General features: G+C 71.3%; 19 protein-coding genes. 9 read left to right on the plus strand and 10 right to left on the minus strand.

Annotation, left to right across the window (positions count from 1 at the left end; all coding sequences use genetic code 11):
- The first annotated feature begins 24 nt into the window (after positions 1-24).
- From ABT130_RS19445 to ABT130_RS19455, 3 genes are all read left to right on the plus strand, one after another.
- Entirely contained in the window at positions 25-1509 is a 1485-nt protein-coding gene (locus ABT130_RS19445) for a WD40 repeat domain-containing protein (RefSeq protein WP_350957064.1), read from the plus strand.
- A gap of 207 nt (positions 1510-1716) precedes the next feature.
- Positions 1717-2793, plus strand: a complete 1077-nt coding sequence (locus ABT130_RS19450) for a sigma-70 family RNA polymerase sigma factor (RefSeq protein WP_350957029.1) — start codon at positions 1717-1719, stop codon at positions 2791-2793.
- 165 nt (positions 2794-2958) lie between these two features.
- Entirely contained in the window at positions 2959-3381 is a 423-nt protein-coding gene (locus ABT130_RS19455) for a hypothetical protein (RefSeq protein ID WP_350957031.1), read from the plus strand.
- On the opposite strand, the gene ABT130_RS19460 is transcribed toward ABT130_RS19455, so the two are convergent.
- The gene (locus tag ABT130_RS19460) at positions 3274-3978 is read right to left on the minus strand and encodes an ATP-binding protein (RefSeq protein WP_350957033.1); all 705 of its coding nucleotides are present in this window, start codon (positions 3976-3978) and stop codon (positions 3274-3276) included. The two genes, ABT130_RS19455 and ABT130_RS19460, sit on opposite strands and share 108 nt — an antisense overlap.
- A 413-nt stretch (positions 3979-4391) precedes the next feature.
- Positions 4392-4952 carry a hypothetical protein gene (locus ABT130_RS19465; RefSeq protein ID WP_350957035.1) on the minus strand — a complete coding sequence of 187 codons (561 nt, stop codon included), beginning with the start codon at positions 4950-4952 and terminating at the stop codon, positions 4392-4394.
- 249 nt (positions 4953-5201) lie between these two features.
- Between ABT130_RS19465 and ABT130_RS19470 the strand changes: the two genes are divergently transcribed.
- A complete protein-coding gene (locus ABT130_RS19470) occupies positions 5202-5825 on the plus strand; it encodes a hypothetical protein (RefSeq protein WP_350957037.1) in 624 nt (207 codons plus the stop codon).
- Between the two features lie 309 nt (positions 5826-6134).
- Here the strand turns inward: ABT130_RS19470 and cutA are convergent, their stop codons facing one another.
- The 6 genes from cutA to ABT130_RS19500 all read right to left on the minus strand — a co-directional run bounded on the left by cutA (position 6135) and on the right by ABT130_RS19500 (position 13562).
- Entirely contained in the window at positions 6135-8543 is a 2409-nt protein-coding gene (gene cutA, locus ABT130_RS19475; protein ID WP_350957039.1) for an aerobic carbon-monoxide dehydrogenase large subunit, read from the minus strand.
- 100 nt (positions 8544-8643) lie between these two features.
- Positions 8644-9120, minus strand: coding sequence for a (2Fe-2S)-binding protein (locus ABT130_RS19480; protein WP_350916965.1), 477 nt, complete (start codon positions 9118-9120; stop codon positions 8644-8646).
- Complete coding sequence (locus ABT130_RS19485) at positions 9113-9982, minus strand: FAD binding domain-containing protein (RefSeq protein ID WP_350957041.1); 870 nt, start codon at positions 9980-9982, stop codon at positions 9113-9115. The genes ABT130_RS19480 and ABT130_RS19485 overlap by 8 nt, the downstream gene beginning before the upstream one ends.
- The gene (locus ABT130_RS19490; protein ID WP_350916971.1) at positions 9979-11358 is read right to left on the minus strand and encodes a uracil-xanthine permease family protein; all 1380 of its coding nucleotides are present in this window, start codon (positions 11356-11358) and stop codon (positions 9979-9981) included. The genes ABT130_RS19485 and ABT130_RS19490 overlap by 4 nt, the downstream gene beginning before the upstream one ends.
- 329 nt (positions 11359-11687) lie before the next feature.
- Positions 11688-11909, minus strand: a complete 222-nt coding sequence (locus tag ABT130_RS19495; protein WP_343967406.1) for an RNA-binding S4 domain-containing protein — start codon at positions 11907-11909, stop codon at positions 11688-11690.
- A gap of 90 nt (positions 11910-11999) precedes the next feature.
- Positions 12000-13562 (minus strand): PucR family transcriptional regulator, encoded by a 1563-nt coding sequence (locus tag ABT130_RS19500; RefSeq protein WP_350957043.1) that lies wholly within the window; start codon positions 13560-13562, stop codon positions 12000-12002.
- 190 nt (positions 13563-13752) lie between these two features.
- Between ABT130_RS19500 and ABT130_RS19505 the strand changes: the two genes are divergently transcribed.
- The 5 genes from ABT130_RS19505 (at position 13753) to ABT130_RS19525 (ending at position 21259) form a co-directional block, all read left to right on the plus strand.
- Positions 13753-14637, plus strand: a complete 885-nt coding sequence (locus tag ABT130_RS19505; protein WP_350916977.1) for an oxamate carbamoyltransferase subunit AllH family protein — start codon at positions 13753-13755, stop codon at positions 14635-14637.
- The gene (locus tag ABT130_RS19510; protein WP_350957045.1) at positions 14634-16016 is read left to right on the plus strand and encodes an AllF/FdrA family protein; all 1383 of its coding nucleotides are present in this window, start codon (positions 14634-14636) and stop codon (positions 16014-16016) included. The genes ABT130_RS19505 and ABT130_RS19510 overlap by 4 nt, the downstream gene beginning before the upstream one ends.
- Before the next feature lie 70 nt (positions 16017-16086).
- Positions 16087-17493 carry a YlbE family protein gene (locus ABT130_RS19515; protein ID WP_350957047.1) on the plus strand — a complete coding sequence of 469 codons (1407 nt, stop codon included), beginning with the start codon at positions 16087-16089 and terminating at the stop codon, positions 17491-17493.
- Between the two features lie 225 nt (positions 17494-17718).
- Entirely contained in the window at positions 17719-19797 is a 2079-nt protein-coding gene (locus ABT130_RS19520; protein WP_350957049.1) for a serine/threonine-protein kinase, read from the plus strand.
- A 55-nt stretch (positions 19798-19852) separates the two neighbouring features.
- Positions 19853-21259 (plus strand): MFS transporter, encoded by a 1407-nt coding sequence (locus ABT130_RS19525; RefSeq protein WP_350957051.1) that lies wholly within the window; start codon positions 19853-19855, stop codon positions 21257-21259.
- Between the two features lie 48 nt (positions 21260-21307).
- Here ABT130_RS19525 and ABT130_RS19530 read toward each other — a convergent pair whose 3' ends face one another.
- Together ABT130_RS19530 and ABT130_RS19535 are read right to left on the minus strand one after the other, a co-directional pair.
- Positions 21308-22903, minus strand: a complete 1596-nt coding sequence (locus ABT130_RS19530; RefSeq protein WP_350916991.1) for a bifunctional 3'-5' exonuclease/DNA polymerase — start codon at positions 22901-22903, stop codon at positions 21308-21310.
- 39 nt (positions 22904-22942) lie between these two features.
- On the minus strand, positions 22943-24451 hold the full coding sequence (locus tag ABT130_RS19535; protein ID WP_350957053.1) for a metallophosphoesterase family protein: 1509 nt from the start codon (positions 24449-24451) through the stop codon (positions 22943-22945).
- Positions 24452-24661: the final 210 nt, after the last annotated feature.

Raw genomic sequence — 24661 nt, forward strand, 5'->3', positions numbered from 1 at the left:
GCCGGAGACGACAAGACCCTACGGTTGTGGGACGTCGCCACCCGTCGCCCACTCGGAACCCCGCTGACCGGCCACCCGGACGACATCCGCGGCGTCGCCTTCAGCCCGGACGGGAAGACATTGGCCACCACGGCCGCCGACAAGGCCGTACGGCTGTGGGACGTCGCCACCCGTCGTCCGCTCGGCGCCCCGCTCACCGGCCACACGGACGCCATCGATTCCGCATTCAACCCCGTCAACGGGGTGCTCTTCAGCCCCGACGGACGCACTGTGGCCACGGCGGGAAACGATGGCACCGTACGCCTGTGGGACGTCGCCACCCACCGCCGGCTCGGTGCCCCGCTCACCGGGCACAAGAACGCCGTCATCGGGCTGGCCTACAGCCCGGACGGACGCACTCTCGCCAGTGCCGGATTCGAGGGAACCGTCCGTCTCTGGGATGTCACCGCGCACCGCCAACTCGGTGGCCCCTTCAACGCCGCCGCCGAGTTCGCCTGGACCGTCGCCTTCAGCCCAGACGGCCGTACCCTGGCCAGCGCAGGAAGCGATGGCATCGTGCACATCTGGGACGTAGCCGCCCACCAACGTCTCGGCGAACCCCTCACCGGCCACAAAGAGCATGTTCTCCGGCTGGCATTCAGCCCGGACGGACGCGTTCTCGCCAGTGCCGGAGCCGACGGCACCGTACACCTGTGGAACATCGCGACGCACCGCGAAGTCGCGACCCTCACCGGACACCGGGAAGGAGTCCGGACCGTCGCCTTCAGCCCGGACGGGCGCACCTTGGCCAGTGCCGGAGACGACGGCACCGTACGCCTGTGGGACGTCGCCACCCATCGCCCGCTCGGCGCCCCGCTGACCGGGCACGGCGGCCGCGTTCTTGGGGTGGCGTTCACCCGAGACGGGCGCGGCCTCGCCAGCGCGGGAGTCGACGGAAGCGTCCGGCTGTGGAACATCGCCGGCCACAGTGGCGTCGCCGTTCTCCCGCCACGTCGCGAGGGCTCGGTGAGCGCCCTTGCCCTGAGCGCCGACGCGCGTACCCTCGCCGCCGCCGACACCGATGAGAGCGTGGTGCGCCTGTGGGATCTTTCCACCGGGCAGGAGCGCGGCAATCCCTTCGCCGGGCACCAGGACACCCGCAACCCAGTGGTCGCCCCCATCAGCAGTATGGCCTTCGGCCCCGACGGACGCGGTCTCGCGACCGGGGGAGCCGATGGCACCATCCGTCTGTGGGACACCACCACCCACCGGCAGCTGGGCGACCCCCTCACCGGGCACACCGCCTCCTCCAATGGATTACCGTTCGTCAGCGGCGTGACCTTCAGCCCTGCCGGAGGGACCCTGGCCAGCGCCGGTGGTGACGGCACCGTACGCCTGTGGGGTGGCGTCGCGGTCCCGGCTGACAGCGATCTATCGCGACTGATCTGCCCGCTGGCCGCCCGATCCCCCTACTCCGAGGGGTATGACGATTACGCCGTTCCACCACCTGATCGAGAAGGGCGGTGCTGAACCCCAGACCGTTTCCGAGCGTGTCCCGGAGGCAGTTGCCTGGTTACTCGCCGGTCAGTTGTGGTGTAGGCGGCAATCTCGTGGAGCGGCCGGAAGAGAGGGTCAAACACCAAGATCTCTTCCAAGGGTCGCAGGCGATCCGATTCCTTCTGGTGGTGGTGGCCGTCTTATCGTCATCAACACGTGTTGGCGTAGGGGGCGGTAGTCGTGGTCGAGGAGCAAAGCGGTGGCGGTCCGGCGGAGGACGCGGCCGTGGTGGGCGCCGCGCTGGCCGGTGACGAGGGGGCGTTCGGAGCGCTTGTCGAGCCTGTCCGCTGGGAGTTGCGGGTGCACTGCTACCGGATGCTGGGCTCCTACGACGACGCGGAGGACATCGTTCAGGAGACGTTCCTGCGGGCATGGCGCCGCCGGGAAACCTATGAGGGGCGGTCGACGTTCCGGGCCTGGCTGTACAAGATCGCGACGAACGCGTGCCTGGACCTGATTGACCGGAACAACCGGCGGGCCGCGCCGTACCAGGTTCCGCCGCTGGTCGAGTCGGGCACGCCGGCGCAGCCACCTACTGATGTGTCGTGGTTACAGCCGGTCCCGGATCGGCTGCTGGAGCCGACCGTCGACGGTGCCGAGGGGCCGGAGTCGGTGGCGATCGCGCGGGAGACGATCGAGCTCGCCTTCTTGGTGGCGATCCAGCGACTCCCTGCCCGGCAACGAGCCGTGTTGATCACCAGGGATGTGCTGGGCTGGCCCGCCACCGAGACGGCCGCGCTGCTGGACACCAGCGTGGCGTCGGTGAAGAGCGCGTTGCAGCGGGCGCGGGCGACGCTGAAACAGCACCTACCCCAGCGGCGCGAGGACTGGGCACCTTCGGCCGAGCCGAGCGCGGACGAGCGCGCGCTGTTGCGACGTTACGTCCAGGCGCATCAGCAATCCGACCTGGACATGCTTACCGGGTTGCTCGCCGAGGACGTACGGATGACGATGCCGCCACACCCGGCGTGGCTGGTCGGGCGGGATGCGCTGCTGACCCTTACCGGACAGGTCTTCGACTCCGGCTCGGAGTGGTATCACGGGCGCTGGCACTGCGTGGTCACCGGCGCGAATCTCCAACCCGCGGTCGCGCACTATGCCGAACACTCCCGCGCACCCGAGACCAAGGACCTGACCGGGCGGTTCCGCGGCCAGGTGCTGGATGTGCTGCGGATCGACGGCGGCCGGATCACCGCGATCACGTCGTTCGCACCACGCCACTTCGCCGCATTCGGCCTGCCTCTGGTCCTGTCGTGAACGTGGGATTCCAACGGCGCGAGGTGACCCTGGCCGGTGAGGTCCGCGGCTCGACGCGGCCGCATGGAATTCCTGCCCGGCTGAGCCGGGCACCGATTCCTTTTCCGGCGCCGTGCCGTCATACAGCTAAACCCAGCAGCATCGAAGCGTACGAGAGAGGACCCCATGTCGAACAGGCAGGACACCGCGCTGGCCGAGCTCGACCGGCTCGTCGGCACCTGGAAGGTGAGCGGCGAGGTCACCGGCCAGGTCACCTACTCCTGGCTGGCAGGCCGTCACTTCCTCAAGCAGGAGGTCGACCTCCAGCATGCCGGCCGGCACATCACCGGCATCGAGATCATCGGCCGGGAAAAATCGTTCGGCGCCGAGGAACCGGGCGAGGACATCACCTCCCGGTTCTACGGCAGCCAGGGCGAAACCCTCGACTACGTCTACGAGATCAACGGCGACACGCTCACCATCTGGGGCGGCGAGAAAGGTTCACCCGCCTACTACCGCGCCCTGTTCAGCCCCGACGGCAACAGCCTTTCCGGGGACTGGATCTGGCCCGGCGGCGGCTACCACGCCGAACAGCACCGCGTCCACTGACCGTCGGCGCGGTCGCGACCCCGCTGTCCTTCGTGCCGAGGACCAGCGGCGGAATTCAGCCAAGCCGGGGCGTAGGTCGGGAAGGGGCGGGAAGATCAGGCGATTGCCCGACAGGGTGGGCAGGGCGAAGGCGACGGCCTTGCCGGGGGTGGCGGCGGTGAGGGTGACGGCCAGGTAGGTCTGGCAGTGACCACCGGAGAGTTGGTGGGCCAGGAGCAGGCCACGGCCGTTCTCGGCGAGCGGCGGCAGGCCGATCTCGGTCACCGAGTGCAGCAGGTTGAGGATGATGGCGACCTCGTGCGGGTCGGGGTCGCCGTCGACGATCTCGCACCAGGTGGGGATGCCGTCCAGGCTGAAGACGCGCAGCTCGTACGGGGGGCGGGCATGCTTTTCGGCGTTGGCGGCGAGTTCGGCGACGATGAGTTCGGCGGTGTCGATGTCATCCTCGGGCAGGCCCGCGTGCTGGAGCACCTCCCGGACGACGACCCGGGCGCGACGCGAGGCCGAACCGGGTTGCAGGACCTTCACCAGCGCACGGATGCCACTCTGCCCGGCCGCACCATCCCACCCCGTCATCCCGGCGCCCGGCCCTGTCACCCCGGCATCATGTACTGGTGGGGTGGTGCTCTGACCGGTTGCATCGAGCTCTTCCCAGTTCTGATCCGGCAGCGTCAGGCGGGGCGCGGTGCTGATACCGGAGATCTCCGGCACGCGACCCGGCCTTTACTCCTTTCGCGATGTGGTGGCGCTGCGAACCTGCGTAACGACGCCTCACTGCAGAAGATCAGGCGGTCTGCTCACCGAACAGGTGCGGATCAACACCGCTTACGTAAGCGAGGTGGCTCGGCACCGCGAGTCACCGGTGACGTTCTCCGCGCAGCTCAGATGCTGAAGGCAGTTGCCTGGTTACTTTCGGTGAGGCATACTTGGCGGTGCCGCACCCTTGGGAGTGCGGAAGTGAGGCCGGGACTACCGAGGGAAATCGGGTGCCCGGCCTTCGCGTTGTCAACTCACCCCAAACAGATCATGCGAACCCGATCGGCCAGCACCTCGAAATACTCGGGTTGTCCATCAAGCCACCACGTAGTGGCTCCGACCACGGCGTCGGCTGCCCACAGCAACGGCTCGTCGAAGGGCAACACCCAATCCACTTTCATGGTCAGGGATATCCGGAGCGACCGGCGCATGCTGGTCAGGAGACTCCGGTCGAGCCGATCTTCGGAGGCCCGGCTCTCCACCGTCACCCGCGTCGTATTTTTCGCGTCTACTTCGTAGAGCAACCGTTCCAGACACAGTCGCCTCGCCCGCTCGTGCCGGACGCCCCTGTCATGAAGATGCACGGCGACGATGCCCTCGATGGGCAACTTTGCCAGCGCCTCCGCGATGTCGATTCGGTGTGCCGGAGACTCATCGCGCCAGTGGAGACGGCGGCGTTTGCCGAGACGGAGAGATTCCAAAGCCGCGCGCATATCGTCATGGTCTGCGGAGTCCACGATGACCGCCGCCATCGCGTAAACGTTGCAGTCATCGGGCCGTCGGCGGAGGCTCTCGTCGACATACGCGGTAAGCACCGAGTAAAGATAGCGTTACGGAGAGCAAGTTTCGGGCTGTTTCCGTGGACACCAGAGAACAGGGCAAAACCGGCCCCGAACCGGCTGGGTGGAATGAAGGCCGGCGAGGTACCCGAGGTGACCGCCGGACCTGTTCCCCTACAGACAGCGCGCAGCCGAGTTGGGAGAATTCACCCGCGTTACCGGTGGGCGCCAACGCCGATGTGAACACCGCCGCCGGGTCAGCGGTAACAGGGTGAGGAGCGGCGTGTGAACGACGTGGGAGCGCCTGGACAAGGCCCGGGGGGCGAGGGAGAGCGTGGGGGCCTCGCCTGGGTGGTGACGGAGGTGGCCGCTCCCCAGTACGTCGCGATCGCGCTGCCGCCGGTGACCGGTCTGCTCGCTCACGGGTGGACAGGTGCGATGTGGGGTCTGCTCGCGGCGGCGTTGTGCGCCGGCGTGCCCGTAGGGGTGATCGCGGTCGGTGTGCGGCGGGGGCGCCTGGACTCGATGCACCTGGTCGACCGGAAATCCCGTAGAGGGCCGATGCTCGCCGGTCTGATCGCGGTGGCGGCCGGCCTGGTGCTGCTCGCCTTGCTGGACGCGCCGGCCATCGTGACGGCGACGGCGGCGGTGATGCTCGGCTGGGTCCTGGTCATGGGTTCGATCACGATGTGGTGGAAGATCTCCTTTCACACGGGGGTGGCCGCCGGGGCGGCGGTCGTGCTGGGGCACGTGCTGTCCGCCGCGGCGACGCTTGCGGTGGGTGCCGCTCTCGTCGGTGTGATCGGTTGGGCGCGGGTACGGGTATCCCACCACACGCCCACCCAGACCATCGCGGGTGCGGCGGCCGGAGCGGGCGTGGCGTGGGCGGTGCTGACGCTGACGCTCTGACCTCGGTGGTCGTCGCCCACGTCACGCGGCTGGAATCGAGGTCTTCGCGTGTCCCACTTGAACCCGGCACGGAAGGGCTCGATACCCCCAAACGGGCCAGGGTGAGCCGGACAGGGGCCGGCCGTCACTTGAGCGGCTTCAGCGGAAAGCGATGTGCTCGCCGACGATGGCCGGGCAGGGTTGGCGGTGCCGCCCCTGCCAGGGGGAGAGGAAGTAAACCCGGGTTTACTGCCGGAACCGACAGGCCCCCGGGCTTCGCGCTGTTCTCAATCAATCGCAGCGCAGTCGATCGACGATCACACCTTAAGGTCAGGTTTCGGGCGTGGACCGTCCGGTGGCGGCGCGGCGTAGGTCGAAGAGGTCCGACGGGGAGATGGGCATCTTGTCGATCCGGATCCCCTCGGCGTCCTCGATCGCCGAGGCGATCACCGCGGAGACCGGGATGACCCCCGCCTCGCCCGCTCCCTTGATGCCCAAGGGGTTGAGCGGGGACGGGGTCTCCAGGTGGGCGGTCTCGATGAAGGGCACCTCGGTGGCGTACGGCATCAGGAAGTCCATGAACGAGGCGTTCAGCAGCTGGCCGTGGCCGTCGTAGACCATCTTCTCGTACAGGGCGCCGCCGACGCCCTGGGCGACCCCGCCGTGGATCTGCCCCTCGACGATCATCGGGTTGATCAGGTTGCCGCAGTCGTGCACCACGGCGTAGCGCAGGATGCGGATCTCCGCGGTCAGCGGGTCGGTCTCCACGATCGCCGCGTGCATGCCGGAGGCGAAGGTCGAGCGGATCGGCGAGTAGTAGTCGCGCCCCTCAAGACCCGGCTCCTCCCCCTCGGCCACCGGCGGCCGGTCGAAGGACGAGGCGCCCGCGAACTGGGTCGCCCTGGCCGCCTCGGCGTCGAAGGCGTAGCGCAGCGGGTTGGACAGCACCGCCACCGTCGCCAGCGGGATCGTGGTGCCGGGAGCGCCGACCACCCGCACCTCCCCGTCGACGATCTCCAGGTCCCGGGGGTCGGCCTCCAGCGCCTCCGCGGCGATCCGCAACGCCTTCTCCCTGACCTTCCTGCAGGCCAGGGCGATCGCGTTGCCGCTCATCACCGCGGCCCGCGAGGCGAACGTGCCGACCGCGTAGCCGAACCTGCGGGTGTCCCCGGTGACCACCGAGACCCGTTCCAGCGGCACACCCAGCTCGGCCGCGGCGATCTGCGCGAACACCGTCTCGTGCCCCTGGCCCTGGGAGGTGAGCCCGGTGGAGACGTGCACCCGGCCGTCCGAGGTGATCTGGACGTGCCCTCCCTCGTATGGGCCGACACCGGTGCCCTCGACGTAGCAGCCGATCCCGATCCCGATCGCGCGCCCCTCGACGGCGGCGCGGGCCTTCAGCCCGGGGAAGTCGTCCCAGCCGATCAGCTCCTTGAGCAGCCGCAGCGACTCCGGGTAGTCGCCGCTGTCGTAGATCAGCGGGCGGCCGTCCTGGAAGATCAGGCCCTGGTCGTAGGGGAACTCGTCGGGCTGGATGAAGTTGGCCGCGCGCACCGCGGTGCGGTCGGCCCCCAGGTGCTCGGCGATGTGGTCCATGGTCCGCTCCATGCAGAAGACCGCCTGCGGGCGGCCCGCCCCCCGGTACGGGGTGACCTGCACGGTGTTGGTGTAGATCGAGGAGAACTCGACCCGATAGGCGCCGATCCGGTATGGGCCGAGGAGCTGGGTGGAGGTGATGATCGGCACGATGATCCCGTACGGCGTGTAGGCGCCGTGGTCGTGCAGGATCTCGACGTCCAGGCCCAGAATCCGGCCCTCGTCGTCGAAGCCGACCCGGACCGACTGCACCTGGGCGCGCTCGTGCGCGGAGGAGATGAAGTGCTCGCGCCGGTCCTCGGTCCACTTGACCTCCCGGCCGAGCGTGATCGCCGCCCACGGGACCAGGATCTCCTCCGGCCAGGGGTGCACGATCTTCACCCCGAAACCGCCGCCCACGTCCGGGGCGACCACCTCGACCTTCGGCAGCGGCAGGCCGAGCTTGGCCGCGATGGCCATCCGGACGCTGGTGGAGGTCTGGGTGCTGGAGTGGACGCGCAGCGAACGGTCGTCGGCGTCCCAGCGGGCGTGCACGCCGCGCCCCTCCAGCGGCATGGACGCGCTGCGCTCGATGTCGAGCCGGAAGGCCAGCGTGTGCGGCGCGGCGTCGATGGCCTCGCGCGCGCCGAGCCCGGCGGCCGAGGGCACCTCCTGGACCAGATGCGCGCCGACGTTGCCCGGCACGTCGGCGTGCACGAGCTGGGCGGACTGCGCGGCCTCCTCCACCCCGACCACCGGCTTGAGGATCTCGTAGTCGACCTCGATGAGCGCGCAGGCGTCCTCGGCGAGGTAGCGGTCACGGGCGACGACCATCACGACGGGCTCGCCGACGTGCCTGACGATCTCGCGGGCCAGCGGGTACGCGGTGCGGCCGTGGGTCAGCGCCGGATGCGGGATGAGCAGCGGCAGCGGCTCGGCGAGCGCGCCCGGCAGATCCTCCCAGGTGTAGATCGCCACCAGCCCCTCGACCTCGATGGCGGCCGAGACGTCGATGTCGCGGATCCGGGCGTGGGCGTGCGGGGATCGGACGAACGCCGCCTGCAGCGCCCCCGGCGCCAGGTCGTCGAGGTAGCGGCCGCGCCCGGTCAGCAGCCGGGGGTCCTCGCGCCGCCTGACCGGCTCGCCGAACAGTTTCGTGGTCATGATCGCCTCACCGGGACGTGTCTCCTGCCTCGCCCGCCCGAGGGTCCTCCGGGACCACCCGGAAAGTCCTCGTGCTCCCCCGAGAATCTCCCGCGCCCGCTCAAGGCTCCTCCGCCATGATCTCGGCCGCGCGGTGGACGGACTTGACGATGTTCTGGTAGCCCGTGCACCGGCACAGGTTGCCGGAGATGCCCTCCAGCACCTCCTCGTCGCTCGGCGCCGGGTTGTCCCGCAGCAGCGCGGTCACCGTGCACAGGAAGCCGGGCGTGCAGAAGCCGCACTGCAGGCCGTGGCACTCGGCGAAGGCCCGTTGCACCGGCGAGAGCGTGCCGTCCTCGCCGGCGAGCCCCTCCACCGTGGTGATGTCGCGCCCGTCCACGGTGACCGCGAACGTCAGGCAGGAGCGGACGGGCTCGCCGTCCAGCAGCACCGTGCAGCACCCGCAGACCCCGTGCTCGCACCCGACGTGCGTGCCGGTCAGGCCGAGGTCGTGCCGCAGGCAGTCCGAGAGCAGCCGCCGCGCCGGGACCGAGGCCTGCCTGACCACCCCGTTGACGGTCAGCGTGATCTCATGCATCTACGGCCTCCCTGGCGGCGTCACGGAGTGCCTGCTCGGTGAGGACTCCGGCGAGGTGCCGCCGGTAGGCGGCGGTCGCGTGGATGTCTGCCTCCGGCTCGATCTCGTCCTGCACGGCGCGGGCCGCCGAGGCCCAGTCCGCCGAGTCCGGCGGCCGGTGACCGACGGCCTCGGTGACGTCGACGAGCACCGGGACGGGGCCGAGGCTCACGCACGCCACCGTGGCCGAGGTGATCCTCAGATCGTCGTCCAGCACGACCAGTGCCGCGATCCCGGCCAGGGCGTAGTCGCCGTGCCGCCGGGCGACCTCGCGGAACGCGGTGCCCGAGCGCGGGGGCGGGACGGGGAAGAACGCGGAGACGGCCAGCTCGCCCGGGTCGATCGCCGACTCCAGGGGACCGGTGAAGAAGTCCTCGGCGGCCACGTCCCTGACGGCGCCCGGCCGGGCCAGCCGTACCGAGCCCCTCAGCAGGGCGAGCACGGCCGGCAGTTCGGCGGCGGGGTCGGCGTGGGCCAGGCTGCCGACCACGGTGCCCCGGTTGCGGATCACCGGGTGGGCCACCAGCCGGAGCGCCTGGCGCAGCAGCGGCTGGGCCGCGGCGACCTCCTCGGAGCGTTCCACCGCCGCGTGCCTGGCCAGGGCGCCGACCCGCACTCCGCCAGGCTCGACGTCGACGGCCGCCAGTTCGGCCAGCCGGTTGATGTCGACCAGATGCGCGGGGGCGACCAGCCGCATGTTCAGCAGCGGGATCAGGCTCTGCCCCCCGGCGAGCACCTTGCCGTGCTCCCCGGCCCCGGCGAGGGCGTCGAGCGCCTCGCCGAGGGAGCGGGGGGCGTGGTATTCGAAAGGGGGTGGTTTCACCCGGCGGCCTCTCGTTGTGGCTCGGACACCTCTGCCGGACCGGCGCCGCCCCGTCCGGAGATGGCCCGGAGCAGGTGGTAACCCACCACCACCACGATGGTGCCGAGGGCGATGCCCTCCAGCGTGAAGTCCGAGCTGATCATATGCTTGACCGGGCCGATGGCGAGGATGATTCCCGCCCCGATCGGGACGAGGTTGACCGGGTCCGCGAAGTCGACCCGGTTCTCGATCCAGATCTTCGCGCCGAGCAGGCCGATCATGCCGTACAGGATGACGGTGATGCCGCCGAGCACGCCGCCCGGCGTGGCCGCGACCAGCGCGCCGAACTTCGGGCAGAGGCCGAACAGGATCGCGATGACGGCGGCGATGTAGTAGGCGGCCGTCGAGTAGACGCGGGTGGCGGCCATGACGCCGATGTTCTCGGCGTAGGTGGTGGTCGGGGAGCCGCCGAAGGTGCTGGCCACGACCGTGGCGGCGCCGTCGGCGATGACCGCCCGGCCCATGTACGGGTCGACGTCGGTCTTGGTCATCTCGCCGACGGCCTTGACGTGGCCGACGTTCTCGGCGACCAGCGCGATCACGGCGGGCAGCACCAGCAGTACGGCGGAGAACTTGAAGTCGGGGAAGTGCATGTTCGGCAGGCCGATCCAGTCGGCCGCCGCCACCGCGTCGAAGCTCACCCTCGGGTGCGTGTCGATCGCGCCGGTGCCCGCGTTGAAGGCGGTGATGTTGCCGAAGATCTTGTCGGCCCCCCAGGAGAGGACGAAGCCGATGATCAGGCCGAGCAGGATGGCGATCCTGCCGATGAAGCCCTTGAAGAGCACGATGAGGACGAACGTGACGGTCATCGTGATCAGGGCCATCCACTGGTCCTGCGGCCAGTAGATGTCGGCGACGACGTACGCCAGGCCGAAGCCGATCAGCATGACGACGGCACCGGTGACGACCGGCGGGAAGACCCGGTTGATGACCTGCACGCCGAGGAAGTGGACGGCCACACCCACGAGCGCGAGTACCAGTCCGGCGACGAGGATGGCGCCGGTGACGATCGCGTCGGTGGCGGGCGTGTCACCGCCCATGAGCGCCCGGATGGCGAGCACGCCTCCCACGAACGACGCGCTGGTCCCGAGGTAGCTGGGGACCTTCCCCTTCACGATGAGCAGGAACATGATCGTTCCGACGCCCGAGAACATGATGGCGACGTTGGGGTCGAGCCCCATCACCAACGGGAAGACGAACGTGGCGCCGAACATCGCGACGACGTGCTGCGCCCCGAATCCGACCATCCGCGGCCATGACAGCCGCTCGTCGGGTCTGACCACCTCTCCCGGGGCGAGTGTTCGGCCGTCGCCGTGTTTCGTCCAACCTGCAACCATCGAGCCCCACCTTTCACCGGGCCGTCGGTCGGTGGCCACCCCGCGGGCATCCCTCCGGCGAGTCCCTTACTACCGTTGCGGGCACATTAGGACTGAGCCCATGTGCGGACATCGTCATGATCTGCCAAATCTGAGCAGCTGACCAGTGAATGCCTCGCGCACCACCAGTGAGAACGCCCGGTGAAGGACACAGGGGACGGTGAAAGATATAGGTATGTGACATAGCCGGCAGCGCGGACGGCCCGTCACGGCCCGGAAGAGCGGCCCCAGAGAGCGGCCGGAGGCAGGCGGACGGCCCGCCGGAGAGCAGGGCGGGGCCGGTGACGGGATCAGGCTCCGGCGGCGACCACCCGGATCTCGAAGCCGTCGCCGGTCACCACCTGGCCGTTGCGTATCTTGCAGGTCTTGCGGAGCTCGACCTCACCGTCCACCAGCACGTTGCCGTCGGCGATGAAGTGCTTGGCCTGGCCGCCCGTCTCGGTGACGCCGCAGTACTTGAGCAGGTCACAGAGCGGGATGTAGTCGGTTTCCAGCTCGAAGGTCTCGTTCACGCCGAACAGCTTAGGTCCCGCGCGCTCCAGGACGCGGGTGCTCCTTCGGACGCCGACTCCCGCGCACGTCCGGGACGCGGAGCACCGGTCTCAGATCCCCCTCATCCGCAGGACGTGCAGGGCCAGGGTGAGGTTCAGCCGCAGGTGGGCGTCCTCGGTGAAGCCGCCGAGCATGCGTTCCAGCTTGCCGATCCGGTAGCGCAGCGTGTTGTAGTGGAAGTGCAGCCTGCGCGCCGTCTCCGCCACGTTGAGGTTGGTCTCCAGCAGCACCTGCAGGGTGCGGCGCAGGTCGGCGTTCTCCGCGTCGTCGTCGGAGGCGAGCGGGCCGAGCGTCTCGCGGACGAAGGCGTGCAGCTCGGCGGTGTCGTTGACCAGGGAGAGCAACCGGTAGACGCCGAGCTGGTCGAAGTGCGCGACCGCGCCGTTGCCGTGGAGCTGGCGGCCCACCCGCGCGGCCTTCAGCGCCTGGCCGTACGCCTCGGGCAGCGCCTCGGCACCGACGGCGGTGCGGCTGGCACCGGTGGAGAAGGTGGCGGGCAGGCACTCGGCGAAGGCCACGGCGGCGTCCTTGGCCAGGCGGCCCGCGTCGACCGCCGCGTCCACGATGGTGACGACCTCGTGGGAGAAGCCCGCCACCGCGCCGCGCGCGTCGTGGCGGCGCATCGCGCCGGTCCAGCAGGTGACCAGCCGGTCCTGGGCGGCGCGCTCGTCGCCCTCCGGGTCGAGCTCGGCCACCAGCACGGTGACCGGGCGCTGCAGGTCCCAGCCGAAGGCCCTGGCCCGGGAGGAGACCCGCTCGGAGCCTCCCGCCCTGCCGGTGAGCACGTCGCGCAGGAAGTCGGCGCGGTACTTGCTCTCGACGGCGTTGACCGCCTCCTGCCGGGTCACCACCAGCGCGGCGACCGTGGCGGCACGTTCCAGAATGCCGACATCGCTGTCACCGATCGAACCGACGGGGCCGCAGGCGACGATCCTGCCGTGGTGGTGGCCGCCCGCCACCACCGGCACCGAGGTGTGGCGGGAGTCGGGGGCGCCGCGCAGCGCGGCCACGTGCTCGGCCGGCCCGGCCGAGGCCAGCACGTGGCCCGTCCCGTCCAGCACCGCCACGCCCACGTCAAGCAGCCCCGCCACCTCGGCCGTCACCTCGCGCAGCCCGCCCCCGGCGAGCACCACCTGGACCAGCGCCCGGTGCGCCTCCTCCGCCCTGGCCAGCACGACGGCCTGGCGGTTGAGGATGTCGGTGAGCACCTGGTTGAGGATGTCGTCGAAACCGACGTCGTCGGGAAGCTGGATCAGCGGGAAGCCCAGCCGGTCGGCCTGCTCCACCATCTCCTCCGGCAACTCGTCGAGGTAGCGGCCGAGCTTGATGGCCAGCGCGGCCAGACCGCGCTCGTCGAGGTCGGCCACCAGCCTGCCGAGCGACTGGGGGGTGTTGCGCAGCGGGTAGCCGGTGGTGAGCAGCAGCTCGTGCGGCTTGACCCAGGCCAGGACGTCGGGCACCTCCATCACGTTGAGCCGCTGCACCACCCGGTCCAGGCCCCGCTCTCCCGCGATCAGCCGGGCTCCCGCCAGCGTCGAGACGCCGAGGACCTCGCCGACGGCGACTCCGTGAATGATCGTTCCGGTGCTCGCCGGCCGTACGGGAGGTTCCATGAGGCGATTGTGACCGATAGACCCGTCTGTCAGGAAGAGCCAACCTTTGGGCTGACTGTTGGCAGCTTTATCCGTACGGCCTGCGTCCACGCCCGTTCTACCGTACGGCTCAATGGATGGGGGAGTCCGTGAGCGAGCGAACCGCTGGAGAGAGCACCTTCACACCCACGGGGCCTGCCGAGGAGCGCTCATGAGCGTTGGAACGCGCCCGAAGGCGCGGCACGTGCACGTGCGGACACATGGCACCGGCGCGGCCAGCACGACCCTGCGCCAGGTGCTGGAGGCGCCCCGCCGCCCGGCGCGGGTGCTGGCGGCCTTCCCCGCCGGCGTCTACCTTGAGGTACGCACCGAGCTGGAACCGCAGGTCATCGCGGTGGTGACCGGGCAGGCCACCCGCCTGCCCAACGCCATGGTGGTCACCGACCCGATGCCTCAGGTCGCGGTGGGTGACGAGGCGTGCGTCGGCGACGGCTCGATCGACGTCGGGCGGCTCAGCCTGCGGGCCCATCGCTGGTGGAACCCGGCCCCGCCGCTCGGCACCGTGAAGGTGGCGGAGCTGGTCCGCTCGCTGCCCGCGATGACCGAGCTGTGCGAGCGGTCTCCGAGGCGGTCGGGGCTGGAGGGCAACGGCGCCGCCGGCCTGCTGGCCCAGGGGTGCGCCGAGGGCTCGCTGCTGAAAAGCGTCGTGGCCGCCGAGCAGCTGGTCGGGCTGGGCCCCGGGCTCACGCCGAGCGGTGACGACGTGCTCGCGGGACTGCTGGTCGCGCTGCGCCACCTGGGCGGCGCGACGGGGGCCGGCCGTGCCGTCTGGCTGGCCGACTGGCTGGCCGCCGCCGTCACCTTCGACGTACGGGGCAGGACCACCCCCATCTCGGCGGCGCTGCTGCACTGTGCCGCCAGGGGCGAGGGCAGCGGCGAGGTCCTGGCCGTGCTGCGGGGCCTGGCGGGGCGGCAGTCCCTGGAGCCGGCGCTCCGCCGCCTGCTCCAGCTGGGTCACACCTCAGGGGCCGACCTGGCATGGGGGCTGCGCATCGGGCTCGCGGCGGTGATCGATCTGGAAGGCAGGGGCAATTGAGCACTGATGTGGTCCGGGTGCGCACCGGGGTCTACCACGACTCCGTGAGCCTGATGCGGGTCAGCCGGACGGCGACCGCGCTTCCCGGCGTGGAGGTCGCGGTGGTGGCGATGGCCACGGAACTCAACCTCGGGATCGCCGCCGAGCTGGGGTTCGACCTCCCCAAGGCCGGTCCCGCCGACCTGCTGATCGCGCTGCGCGGCGGCGAGGCGGACGCCCTGGAGGCCGCCCTCGCGGAGCTGGACGGGTTGCTGGCGGGACTCTCCACCCCGCCGGCCGGCGGCGCCGCCGAGCACCCTCCGCACACGGTCCGTGCCGCGGCCCGCGAACACGCCGCCACGCTGGCCCTGGTCTCGGTACCCGGGCCACACGCGTTCGCCGAGGCGCTGGACGCGGTCGAGGCCGGCCTGTCTGTGATGATCTTCAGCGACAACGTGCCGGTCGAGCAGGAGGTACTGCTCAAGCGGCGCGCCGCCGAGCTCGGCGTGCTGGTCATGGGCCCGGACTGCGGCACCGCGGTGATCGGCGGAGCCGGTCTCGGATTCGCGAACGTCCTGCGGCCGGGCCCGGTCGGTCTGGTGGCCGCCTCGGGGACCGGTGCGCAGCAGGTGGCCTGCCTGCTGGACCACGCGGGAGTGGGGGTCTCCCACGTGCTGGGCGTGGGCGGCCGTGACCTGTCCGCGGACGTGGGTGGGCTGTCCACCCTGCGCGCCCTGGAGGCCCTCGACGCCGACCCCGCGACCGAGCTGATCGTCCTGATCTCCAAGCCTCCCGCGCCCGAGGTCGCGCGGGCCGTCGCCGAGACCGTCGCGAAGCTCGGCACTCCGGTCGTGACCGCCCTGCTCGGCCCCGGCCAGGACGACCTGACCACGGCGACCGAGACCGCCCTGCGCGTCCTCGGCGCCCCGGTCCCCGCCTGGCCGTCCTGGCCCGCCCCCGGCACGGCGCGGAGGCACGCGGGAGGTCTGCGCGGCATCTACTCGGGTGGGACGCTCTGCGTGGAGGCACGGCTGATCACCGGAAGCGGGGAGTTCACCGACTTCGGCGACGACGCCTACACGGTCGGCCGGGCCCACCCGATGATCGACCCGACGCTCCGCCTGGAGGCCCTGGCCGAGGTGCCGCCGGGCGAGGTCGTCCTGATCGACGTGGTCCTCGGCCACGGCGCCGACCCCGATCCCGCCGCGACGCTCGCGCCCGTGATCGCCGGGGCCACCGCGAGAGGTGTCACGGTGATCGTCGCCTTGGTCGGCTCCGAGGGCGACCCGCAGGGACTGAACGCGCAGGCCGAGACCCTGAACGCGGCGGGCGCCGCGGTGTTCACCTCCAACGCCCAAGCCGCGGGACACGCCGCCGAGGTCGCCGGGATCGCTCGTTGACCGCCGTCGGACGCCGGGTAGCGGCTGCCCTCTCCCCGGACGTCACCGTTCTTCGCTCAGGAGTTCACCCATGACGCTGACCATGCTTTCCGGCGAGCCGGAAGTGATCACGGTGGGGGCCGGCGTGCTCGGCGAGGCGCTGGACGCCCAGGCCGTCCCCCGGACGCGGGTGGACTGGCGCCCGCCGATGCCCGGCACCGAGGCCGACCTGGCCCGGGTGCTGGCCGACCCGCGCAGGGGCCGCGCCAACGAGACGGCGGTGGGCCGCCTGGTCTCCGCCCGGCCGCAGCTCGTCGGGGTGCGTCCCGCGCACGAGGTACTCGACCTGCCGAAGGGCACGTTCCTGCACGCGGGGCCGCCGATCGAGTGGGAACGGGCGTCGGGTCCGATGCGGGGCGCGCTCATCGGGGCGATGCTGCTGGAGGGGCTGGCCGCCGACGCCGCCGACGCCGAGGAGCGGCTGGCCCGCGGGCAGGCGCGGCTGGACTCCTGCCACCACCACCGGACCGTCGGGCCGATGGCGGGCGTGGTCACCCCGTCGATGTGGATGTTCGAGGTCCGTGACGCCGAACACGGCGGCACCGCCTACTGCTCGCTCAACGAGGGGCTGGGCAAGGTGCTGCGCTACGGCGCGTACGGCCCGGAGGTGCTGAGGCGACTGCGCTGGATGGCCGAGGTGCTCGGCCCCGTGCTCCAGGCCACCCTGGAGCGGAGCGGTCCGCTGGACCTGCGGGCGCTGACCGCGCAGGCCCTGCAGATGGGCGACGAGCTGCACAACCGCAACCGCGCCGCCACCTCGCTGCTGGTCCGCGAGCTGGCTCCCGAGGTGGTGGAGGCCGCTCCCGGCCACGCCGCCGAGGTGCTCCGCTTCATCAACGGCAACGACCACTTCTTCCTCAACGCGGGCATGGCCGCGTGCAAGGTCAGCGCGGACGCCGCGCGGAACGTCCCCGGCTCCACGATGATCGTCGCGATGGCACGCAACGGCACGGACTTCGGGGTCCAGGTCTCCGGGCTGGGCGATCGCTGGTTCACCGGCCCCGCGGGCGTGCCGGACGGTCTCTACCTCGGCGCGTACGGTCCGGACGACGCCAATCCCGACATCGGCGACTCCACGATCACCGAGACGGCCGGCCTGGGGGGCTTCGCGATGGCCGCGGCCCCGGCGATCGTGCGGTTCGTCGGTGGCGACGTCTCGGACGCGACGGCGGCCACCCGTTCCATGTACGAGATCACCCTGGCCGAGCATCCCGCGTACCAGATCCCGGGGCTGGACTTCCGGGGCACGCCGGTCGGCGTCGATGTCACGCTGGTCGCCAGGACGGGCCTGCTGCCCACCGTGAACACCGGTATCGCCGGCCGGGTCGCGGGGACCGGACAGGTCGGCGCGGGTCTGGTCAGCCCGCCCGCCTCGGCTTTCACCACGGCGCTGGCCGCGCTGGCCGAGGCGGCCGATCATGGAAACGGATCGGTTTAGCGCGATCCCTTGGCTATTGAGAACGGGCAAAGCTGACAATTCACCCGCTCGCCGGTAGCATTCGGCGACGTCAGGGCGCGGACACAAGTTCAGTGATCCGAAGAACACCGATCACTGACAAATGCCGTCAAGCGCTTTCTCCGTATGCCAACTTCCATTACCGAATGACATCCCGATATCGTGTCCAGCCTTACAAAAAGGGCTGGTTGTGGGGAACGGGGTACGATGACCGATCGCTTGCTCGGGAGAAACCCCCAGGGGCCTGAGGGTGGCGATTCCGCCGGAGCCACACCGGAGGGCCAGGGCAGGCTGGTGGGCAGGCGCTACCGCCTGGTGTCGCCGGTGGGCCGTGGTGGGATGGGCATGGTGTGGCACGCCCACGACGTCCTGCTCGACCGGGACGTCGCGGTCAAGGAGCTGATCCTCCCCTACGGGCTCGACCACGCGGGCAGGCAGGGGGCGCACCGGCGGATGCTCCGCGAGGCCCGCTCGGCGGCCCGGCTCAGCCACCCCGGCATCGTCACGGTCCACGATGTCGTCGAGGAGGACGGCCGCCCCTGGATCGTGATGGAGCTGGTCCGCGCCTGGTCGCTTGAGCAGGCCGTGCGGCAGAGCGGACCGCTGCCCGTGGTCCAGGCCGCCGAGATCGGCATCCGGGTGCTCGACGCGCTCCGCCACGCCCACGCCGCCGGGATCATGCACCGCGACGTCAAACCCGGCAACGTGCTGCTGACCTCCGACCGGGTGGTGCTCACCGACTTCGGCATCGCCGCGATAGAGGGCGACGTCACGATCACCCAGACCGGCCTGCTGATGGGCTCCCCCGCCTACATCCCGCCGGAGCGGCTGTCGGGCCAGCAGGTCACTCAATCCTCCGACCTGTGGTCCTTCGGTGCCACGCTCTACGCGGCGGTCGAGGGCCGGCCCCCCTACGAGGGTCCTGACGCGGTGGCCGTGCTCGGCGCGATCCTCACCCAGGAGCCCAACCGCCCCCAGCGAGCCGGCGCCCTGATCACCGTCATCGAGGGCCTGCTCCGCAAGAACCCCGCCGACCGGATGAGTGCCGCCCAGGTGTCGGATCTGCTGGACCGGGTGCTGCGCAGCCACGGCTCCAGCACCCCGAACCGCACGCCCAGCCCGGCGCCCTCGTCGATGCCGGTCCCCGGCGACTCCATGCCGATGCACCTGATGCCCCCGCTGGACGTGCCGTCGGGGCCGATGCCCTCCCGGATCATCGAGACGCCCTCCGGCCCGATCCGGGTGCCCTATGACCCCGCCGCCGACTCCTCGGGCGGTCACGCGCTCCCCTACGACGCACTCGCCGGCCCGAGCGGGGGCCACCGCGCGGACCTGCTCTCCCTCCCCGGGCACTCCTCAGCTCCCAGGTCCGCGCAGACCGGCGGGCACCAGCGCGGCTACGACGCGCTGCGCATCCCGGCGACCGGACCTGACGGCAACCCGTTCGACGCGCTGACCAGCTTCTCCGGCGACCTTCCCGGCGTCCCGCCGTCCGCACCGCCGCGCGATGGGCGGAGCGGGGCCGCACCCTGGCCAATCCAGGGGCCCACCCCGGCCCCGCAGGAGCAGGCCCCCTCCGACGCCGTACGGAACTCCCAGGCCCTGACCTCACCCGGCAGGGTAGGGGCACGCGCGGGCACGCGCCGCGCGCCGGAGCGCGAGGGCGGCCGGTCGCGCGGCAGCGGCCCCGACAGCCGTCTGCTGATGCTCGGCGGGGGCGGCGTGCTGGCCATCGTGGTCGCCGGGCTCATCGTCTTCCTGATCGGCGACGACTCCGGCACCGCGAACCCCACGGGCCCCTCGGCGGCGATCTCCGCGCCCGCCGACCCGGGGACGTCCTCCGGGGCCGACGAGGAGATCCCCGACGGCTTCAAGTCGGCGAGCGCCGCCGGGGTCTCCGGCGCGGTGCCCGGCGACTGGACCGTGAAGGCCGGCCCCAAGGGAACCGTCACCTTCTCCGGGCCGAAGGGCGGCGGGCAGAACATCGTCGTCGTCGAGGTGCCGGTCGGGGACCCGGTGGCGGCACTCCGCAAGGCGAGCAAGAAGGGCCTGGACGAGTACACCGAGGTGGGCGTGACGGTGGTGAACTATCGCTCGTGGAAGGCCGCGGACTGGGAGTACACCTACGTCCAGCCCAACGGCGTCCCGATGCACGGGCTGACGCGCTACGTCGCCGTCAACGGCCAGACCGCCTACCAGATCACGTTCAGGGTGCAGGATCTCGACTGGGAGAAGAACTCGGAGATCCTGGGCACCTTCTTCGCCACCTTCACCTCCGCCGACTGAGCCTGTCCGCGAGACGACTTCCCGGTTCGGTCACGAGTGATGACACACTTCACTCGTGACCACCGACACCACGCCCCCCGACATCTCCGGTGCCCGCAGTGACGGCGGTGAGCGGATCGCCACGGTGCAGCGGCGGACGCTCGCCGTCCTCTCCGCCGCCCAGATCAGCGGCGGGATCGGCGTCGCCGTGGGACTCGCCTTCAGTTCGGTGACCGTGAAGGAGCTCTCCGGCTCCACGACGCTCAGCGGGCTGGCCGGGACCGCGACGGTGCTGGGCGCCGCGCTGCTGGCGCTGCCCACCGCCAGATCGTCCGGCCGGGGTGGCCGGCGGGCCGGGCTCACCCTGGCCTACGGGTGCGCCCTGCTCGGCTGCCTGGTCTCGCTACTCGCCCTCACCATGGGTTCGTGGCCGCTGCTGCTGGCCGGGCTGGTGCTGTTCGGCGCGGCCAGCGCGGGCAACCTGGCCTCCCGCTACGCCGCGACCGACCTGTCGGCGCCGGGGCACTCGGCCCGGCACCTGTCGCTGGTGGTGTGGGCCACCACCATCGGGGCGGTCACCGGCCCGAACCTGGCGGGGCCCGCCGAGCGGTTCAGTGCCGGGTTCGGCCTGGCACCGGGTAGCGGTCCGTTCGTCCTCGCCCTGCTGAGCTTCGCGATCACCCTCGGCGTCATCCTCCTCGCCCTGCGCCCGGACCCCCTGCTGCTGGCCCGCTCCGCGTCCCTGCCCCCATCCCTGCCCCCGGACACCGTTCCGGACGGCACCGCCCTGGACGGCACGGTCCCGGAGGCCGCGTCACCCGCCCCCGGGGAGCGGAGCACGACGCCGCACGGCTCCGACTCCACTCCCCCCTCGGTCCCGGCCACGGCCTCGGGGAAGGGCGGGGGCACGTTCCGCGCCGCCTGGCGGGTACTGCGTGAGACCCCCCTGGCGAGGCGCGCGCTGGCCGCGATCGCGGTCAGCCACACCGCCATGGTGTCGATCATGTCGATGACCCCGGTCCACCTGGACCACGGCGGCTCGACGTACACGGTCATCGGTATCGTGATCAGCCTGCACATCGCGGGAATGTACGTGCTGTCCCCCGTGGTCGGCTGGCTGGCCGACCGGGCCGGACGGACACCGGTGCTGGTGCTGGGGATGGGCCTGCTGCTGACCTCCGCCGTCCTCGCGGGCGGGGCCGGGGCGCACGACGTCACGCGGATCACCGCCGGGCTGACCCTGCTCGGCCTCGGCTGGTCCTGCGGGCTGATCGCCGGCTCGGCGATGCTCAGCGAGGCGGTGCCGCTGGCACACCGCACCTCCGTGCAGGGCCTGTCGGACCTGCTGACGAACCTCTGCGGCGCGACCGGAACCGTGGCCGCCGGGGTGATCGTCGGCGGTCTCTCCTACGGCGCGCTCGGCGTGGCCGTCGGGGTCATGGTGACGATCACCGGCGCCTGGCTGGTCCTGAGCAGGAACTGACCCGCCGGGATCCGGGGCTCCTGGCCGCTCATCCCCGCCGGGCGGAGCTCACTTGGCGTCGGCGTAGCACCGCACCTGGACCGCCTGCATCGGGAAGCGGACGGGAGTCGAGCCGAACAGCAGCCGGCTCGCCTCCTCCGCCGCCCTGCCGACCGCCGCGACGACCTCGTCGGCCTGCTCGGCCGGGCAGTGCACCATCACCTCGTCGTGCTGGAAGAACACCAGCCTGGCCGGGTCGGGCAGCAGGCCGCGCAGCACCGCCATCAGCGCGAGCGCCCACTCGGCCGCGGTCGCCTGGACCACGAAGTTTCTGGTGAACCGGCCGCGGTCGCGGGCCGCGCGGCCTCCCTCGGGCCCCGAGACCAGCTTCCGCCAGCCGGCTGAGGGCGGCGGCGAGGTGCGGCCCAGCCAGGAACGGACCACCTTGCCCTCCTCCCCCGCGCGGGCGGCGTCCTCCACGAACTGGTAGGCGCGGGGAAAGCGCTGGCGCATCACGGCCAGCAGCTTGGGCGCGTCTCCGCTGGTGCCCCCGTACATCGCCGACAGCATGGCGATCTTGGCGTTGTCGCGCTCGCCGCCGAACGCCTGCGCCAGCGCCTGGTAGAGGTCGATCTGCCCGGCCGCCTTGGCCAGGCCGCCGTCCCCGGCCATGGCGGCCAGCACCCGCGGTTCCAGCTGGGCCGCGTCGGCGACGACCAGCGCCCAGCCGTCGTCGGCCACGATGACCTTGCGCATCAGCTTGTGGATCTGCAGGGCGCCGCCGCCGTTGGTCGCCCAACGGCCCGTCACCACGCCGCCCACCACGTACTCGGGCCGGAAGCGGTGGCCTCGGACCCACTGGTCGGCCCAGGCCCAGCCGTGGAAGCTGTAGAACCTGGCCATCTCCTTGTAGGCGAGCAGGGGCGCGACACCGGGGTGGTCGACCTGCCTGATGTCGTGGGCCCTGGTGGAGGAGACGGGCACGCCCGCCGCCTTGAACGCCCTGACGATCTGCTGCGGGGAGTCGGGGTTGAACGGGGTGCCGAAGGCCGCCGCCACCTGGTCGGCCAGGGCCTGGAGCTTGGCGGGCCGCATGCCGTGCACCGGGCGCGGGCCGAGCAGATCCGTCAGCAGCTCGTCGTGCACATCCTCGCGCCAGGGCATGCCCTCGGCGGCCATCTCCGCGGCGATCAGCGCCCCGGCCGACTCCGCGGCGACCAGCAGCCGGAACCGCCGCGGGTCCGCGGTGGCCTCGATGCGCCGCAGCTGGTCGGCGTGCACCTCGGCGACCAGGTCCGCGTCGGGGGCCGGCGCCTCCTCCTCGAAAAGGGTGGCCTGCCGCGCCTGAGGTCCCTGATGGTCGTCCGGCACGGGGAGGCCGTGCAGCCTGGCGTGGGCGGCCCTGGCCGAGCGGGGCTCGCCGAACCGTCCCTCGTGGGCCAGGAGCAGGCTCTCGGTCAGCGCCAGGTCGTGACAGCGCGCCAGCCGCACGCCGGCGGCGAGCAGCGCGGGATAGACCTCCCGCGTGTCGGCCCAGACCCAGCGTGGCTGCCGGGCCTCCAGCTCGCGGACCGCCGAGACCAGATCGGCGACGGCCACGGCGGACTCACCGTCCACGCGCAGAACGCCCCCACCGCCGGGGGCGGCCGCGACTGACACGTTCATACGCCAACAGTGCCACGCCGATACGACATTCCGGCCGGGTCAGCCGAGCGATATGACGATCTCGTCCTCGAGCGGGGGCTCGATCTCCTGCGGCAGGCAGCCGGTGGCGGCGAAGCAGCGGATCCGTAAGGCATCGGGCGTCACCGAGACGTGCAGGAAGCTCTTGAAGAACGGCGGGGTGTCCCAGTCCGACAGCTCCGACAGGTAGCGGTGGAAGATCCTGCCCACCGGAAGCCGGAACGGCATCGGCCAGCCGCCGAGGATCCGGGCCGCCCATCTCATCCGCCGGGTGATCGGCACGGCCGGGATGTCCCGTACCGGGGTGTTGCCGATCTGCCGGGACATCAGCGCCGCGCTCTCGTCCGGCGTGAGGTAGAGCCACCGCATGCGCAGCCGGTCGCTGTAGAGCCTGCTGTAGAACGACAACGAGTCACCGCGGAGCGGGTAGCACCTGTAGTCGTCCTCGTGCAGGCCGCCGACGGTGACCCTGGGGATGGTGTGGGTGGCGTGCATGAAGGCCCCCGAGCCGCCCGCCACGATGTACTGGATGGTCCGCTCCCCGACCTTGATCGGAAAGCGCTGGTAGTTGTGCACGTCGCCGCCTATCGCCGCGACGTAGTTGTGCGCGGGATCGGTGACGATGTCGTCGACGGTGCCGCCCCCGGCCAGCTTCGACGGCTTGTAGTCGTTGCGGGTGTAGATGGGCTTTCCGGTGATCAGCACCTTGGGCCGGGGGTCGCGGGAGACCTCGCGCAGCCAGCCGGCCTGCTCGGAGTCGATGTCGCCGCGAATGCCGGTGTCCACGCCGACGATGAGCAGCCCGGGGGTCTCCATCGCCCAGTAGGGGGCCGGCTGCACGGCCTGCTGCTCGGGTCCTGACCGCCGCTCGCGCGCCCTGGCCAGCCGGGCCTCGTCGATCTTCTCGGGCCTGCGCCAGAGCAGGCCGCGCAGCCCGGAGGGCGAAAGCCTGCCCCCCTCGCCCTCCACCTCCAGCGACGGGGCGTCACAGAAGACGCGCATGAAGCCGCCGAGCCCGTCGTACCAGTCGTGATTTCCGGGGATCGCGTAGATCGGCGACCGGTAGTCCTGGTAGGGGCGGAAGAACTTGTCCTCGTACTCGTTCCCCGAGCCTGTGGGGTAGATCACGTCACTGGCGACGACCGCGAAGGCGGTGTCCTCGCCGATCCTGAGCATGCCCGGAACCACGGCGTACTGCGAGGAGTCGCCCTCCCCGGTGTCACCGAGGACCAGGAAGGAGAACTCGGGACCGACGTCCATCGGGATGCGGAAGGAGGGGTCGGCACCCCGGGCCCGCTGGGACGCCACCCAGCGCGCCCGTACCTGCCCCGACGGATCTCCGAACAGGGCCGCGAGGACCTCGTTCCTGGAGCGCCAGACCGTACGCACATCGAGCCAGGAGAAGGCTTTCTGGCTGGGCAGCAGGTCCTCGAAGGTCCCCCTGCGCGTGCAGGACCAGCCCGCGCCCTCCTTGGACACCCGGGAGGAGACCTCACGCCCGCGCTGCGCCGCCCGTCCGACATCGACCATGACCATATCTTGGCAATGATCTTAAGGAGTCGCACCCGGATCGCAGGCAATAAAGGAGGACGATCCACACCAGAAGCGGCTGAACCGGAAATCGTCCGGGGGAATCCGGCGGCGACCGGCGCCGGAGCCGGCACCGCCCCGCCGAAGGCGAGCAGGCGCGAGGTCGTCCCGCGGACTGGAGCGCTCCCCCACCTCGCCATGACCCCGGCG

The organism is Streptosporangium sp. NPDC001681, from assembly GCF_040298085.1.
Taxonomy (GTDB): domain Bacteria; phylum Actinomycetota; class Actinomycetes; order Streptosporangiales; family Streptosporangiaceae; genus Streptosporangium.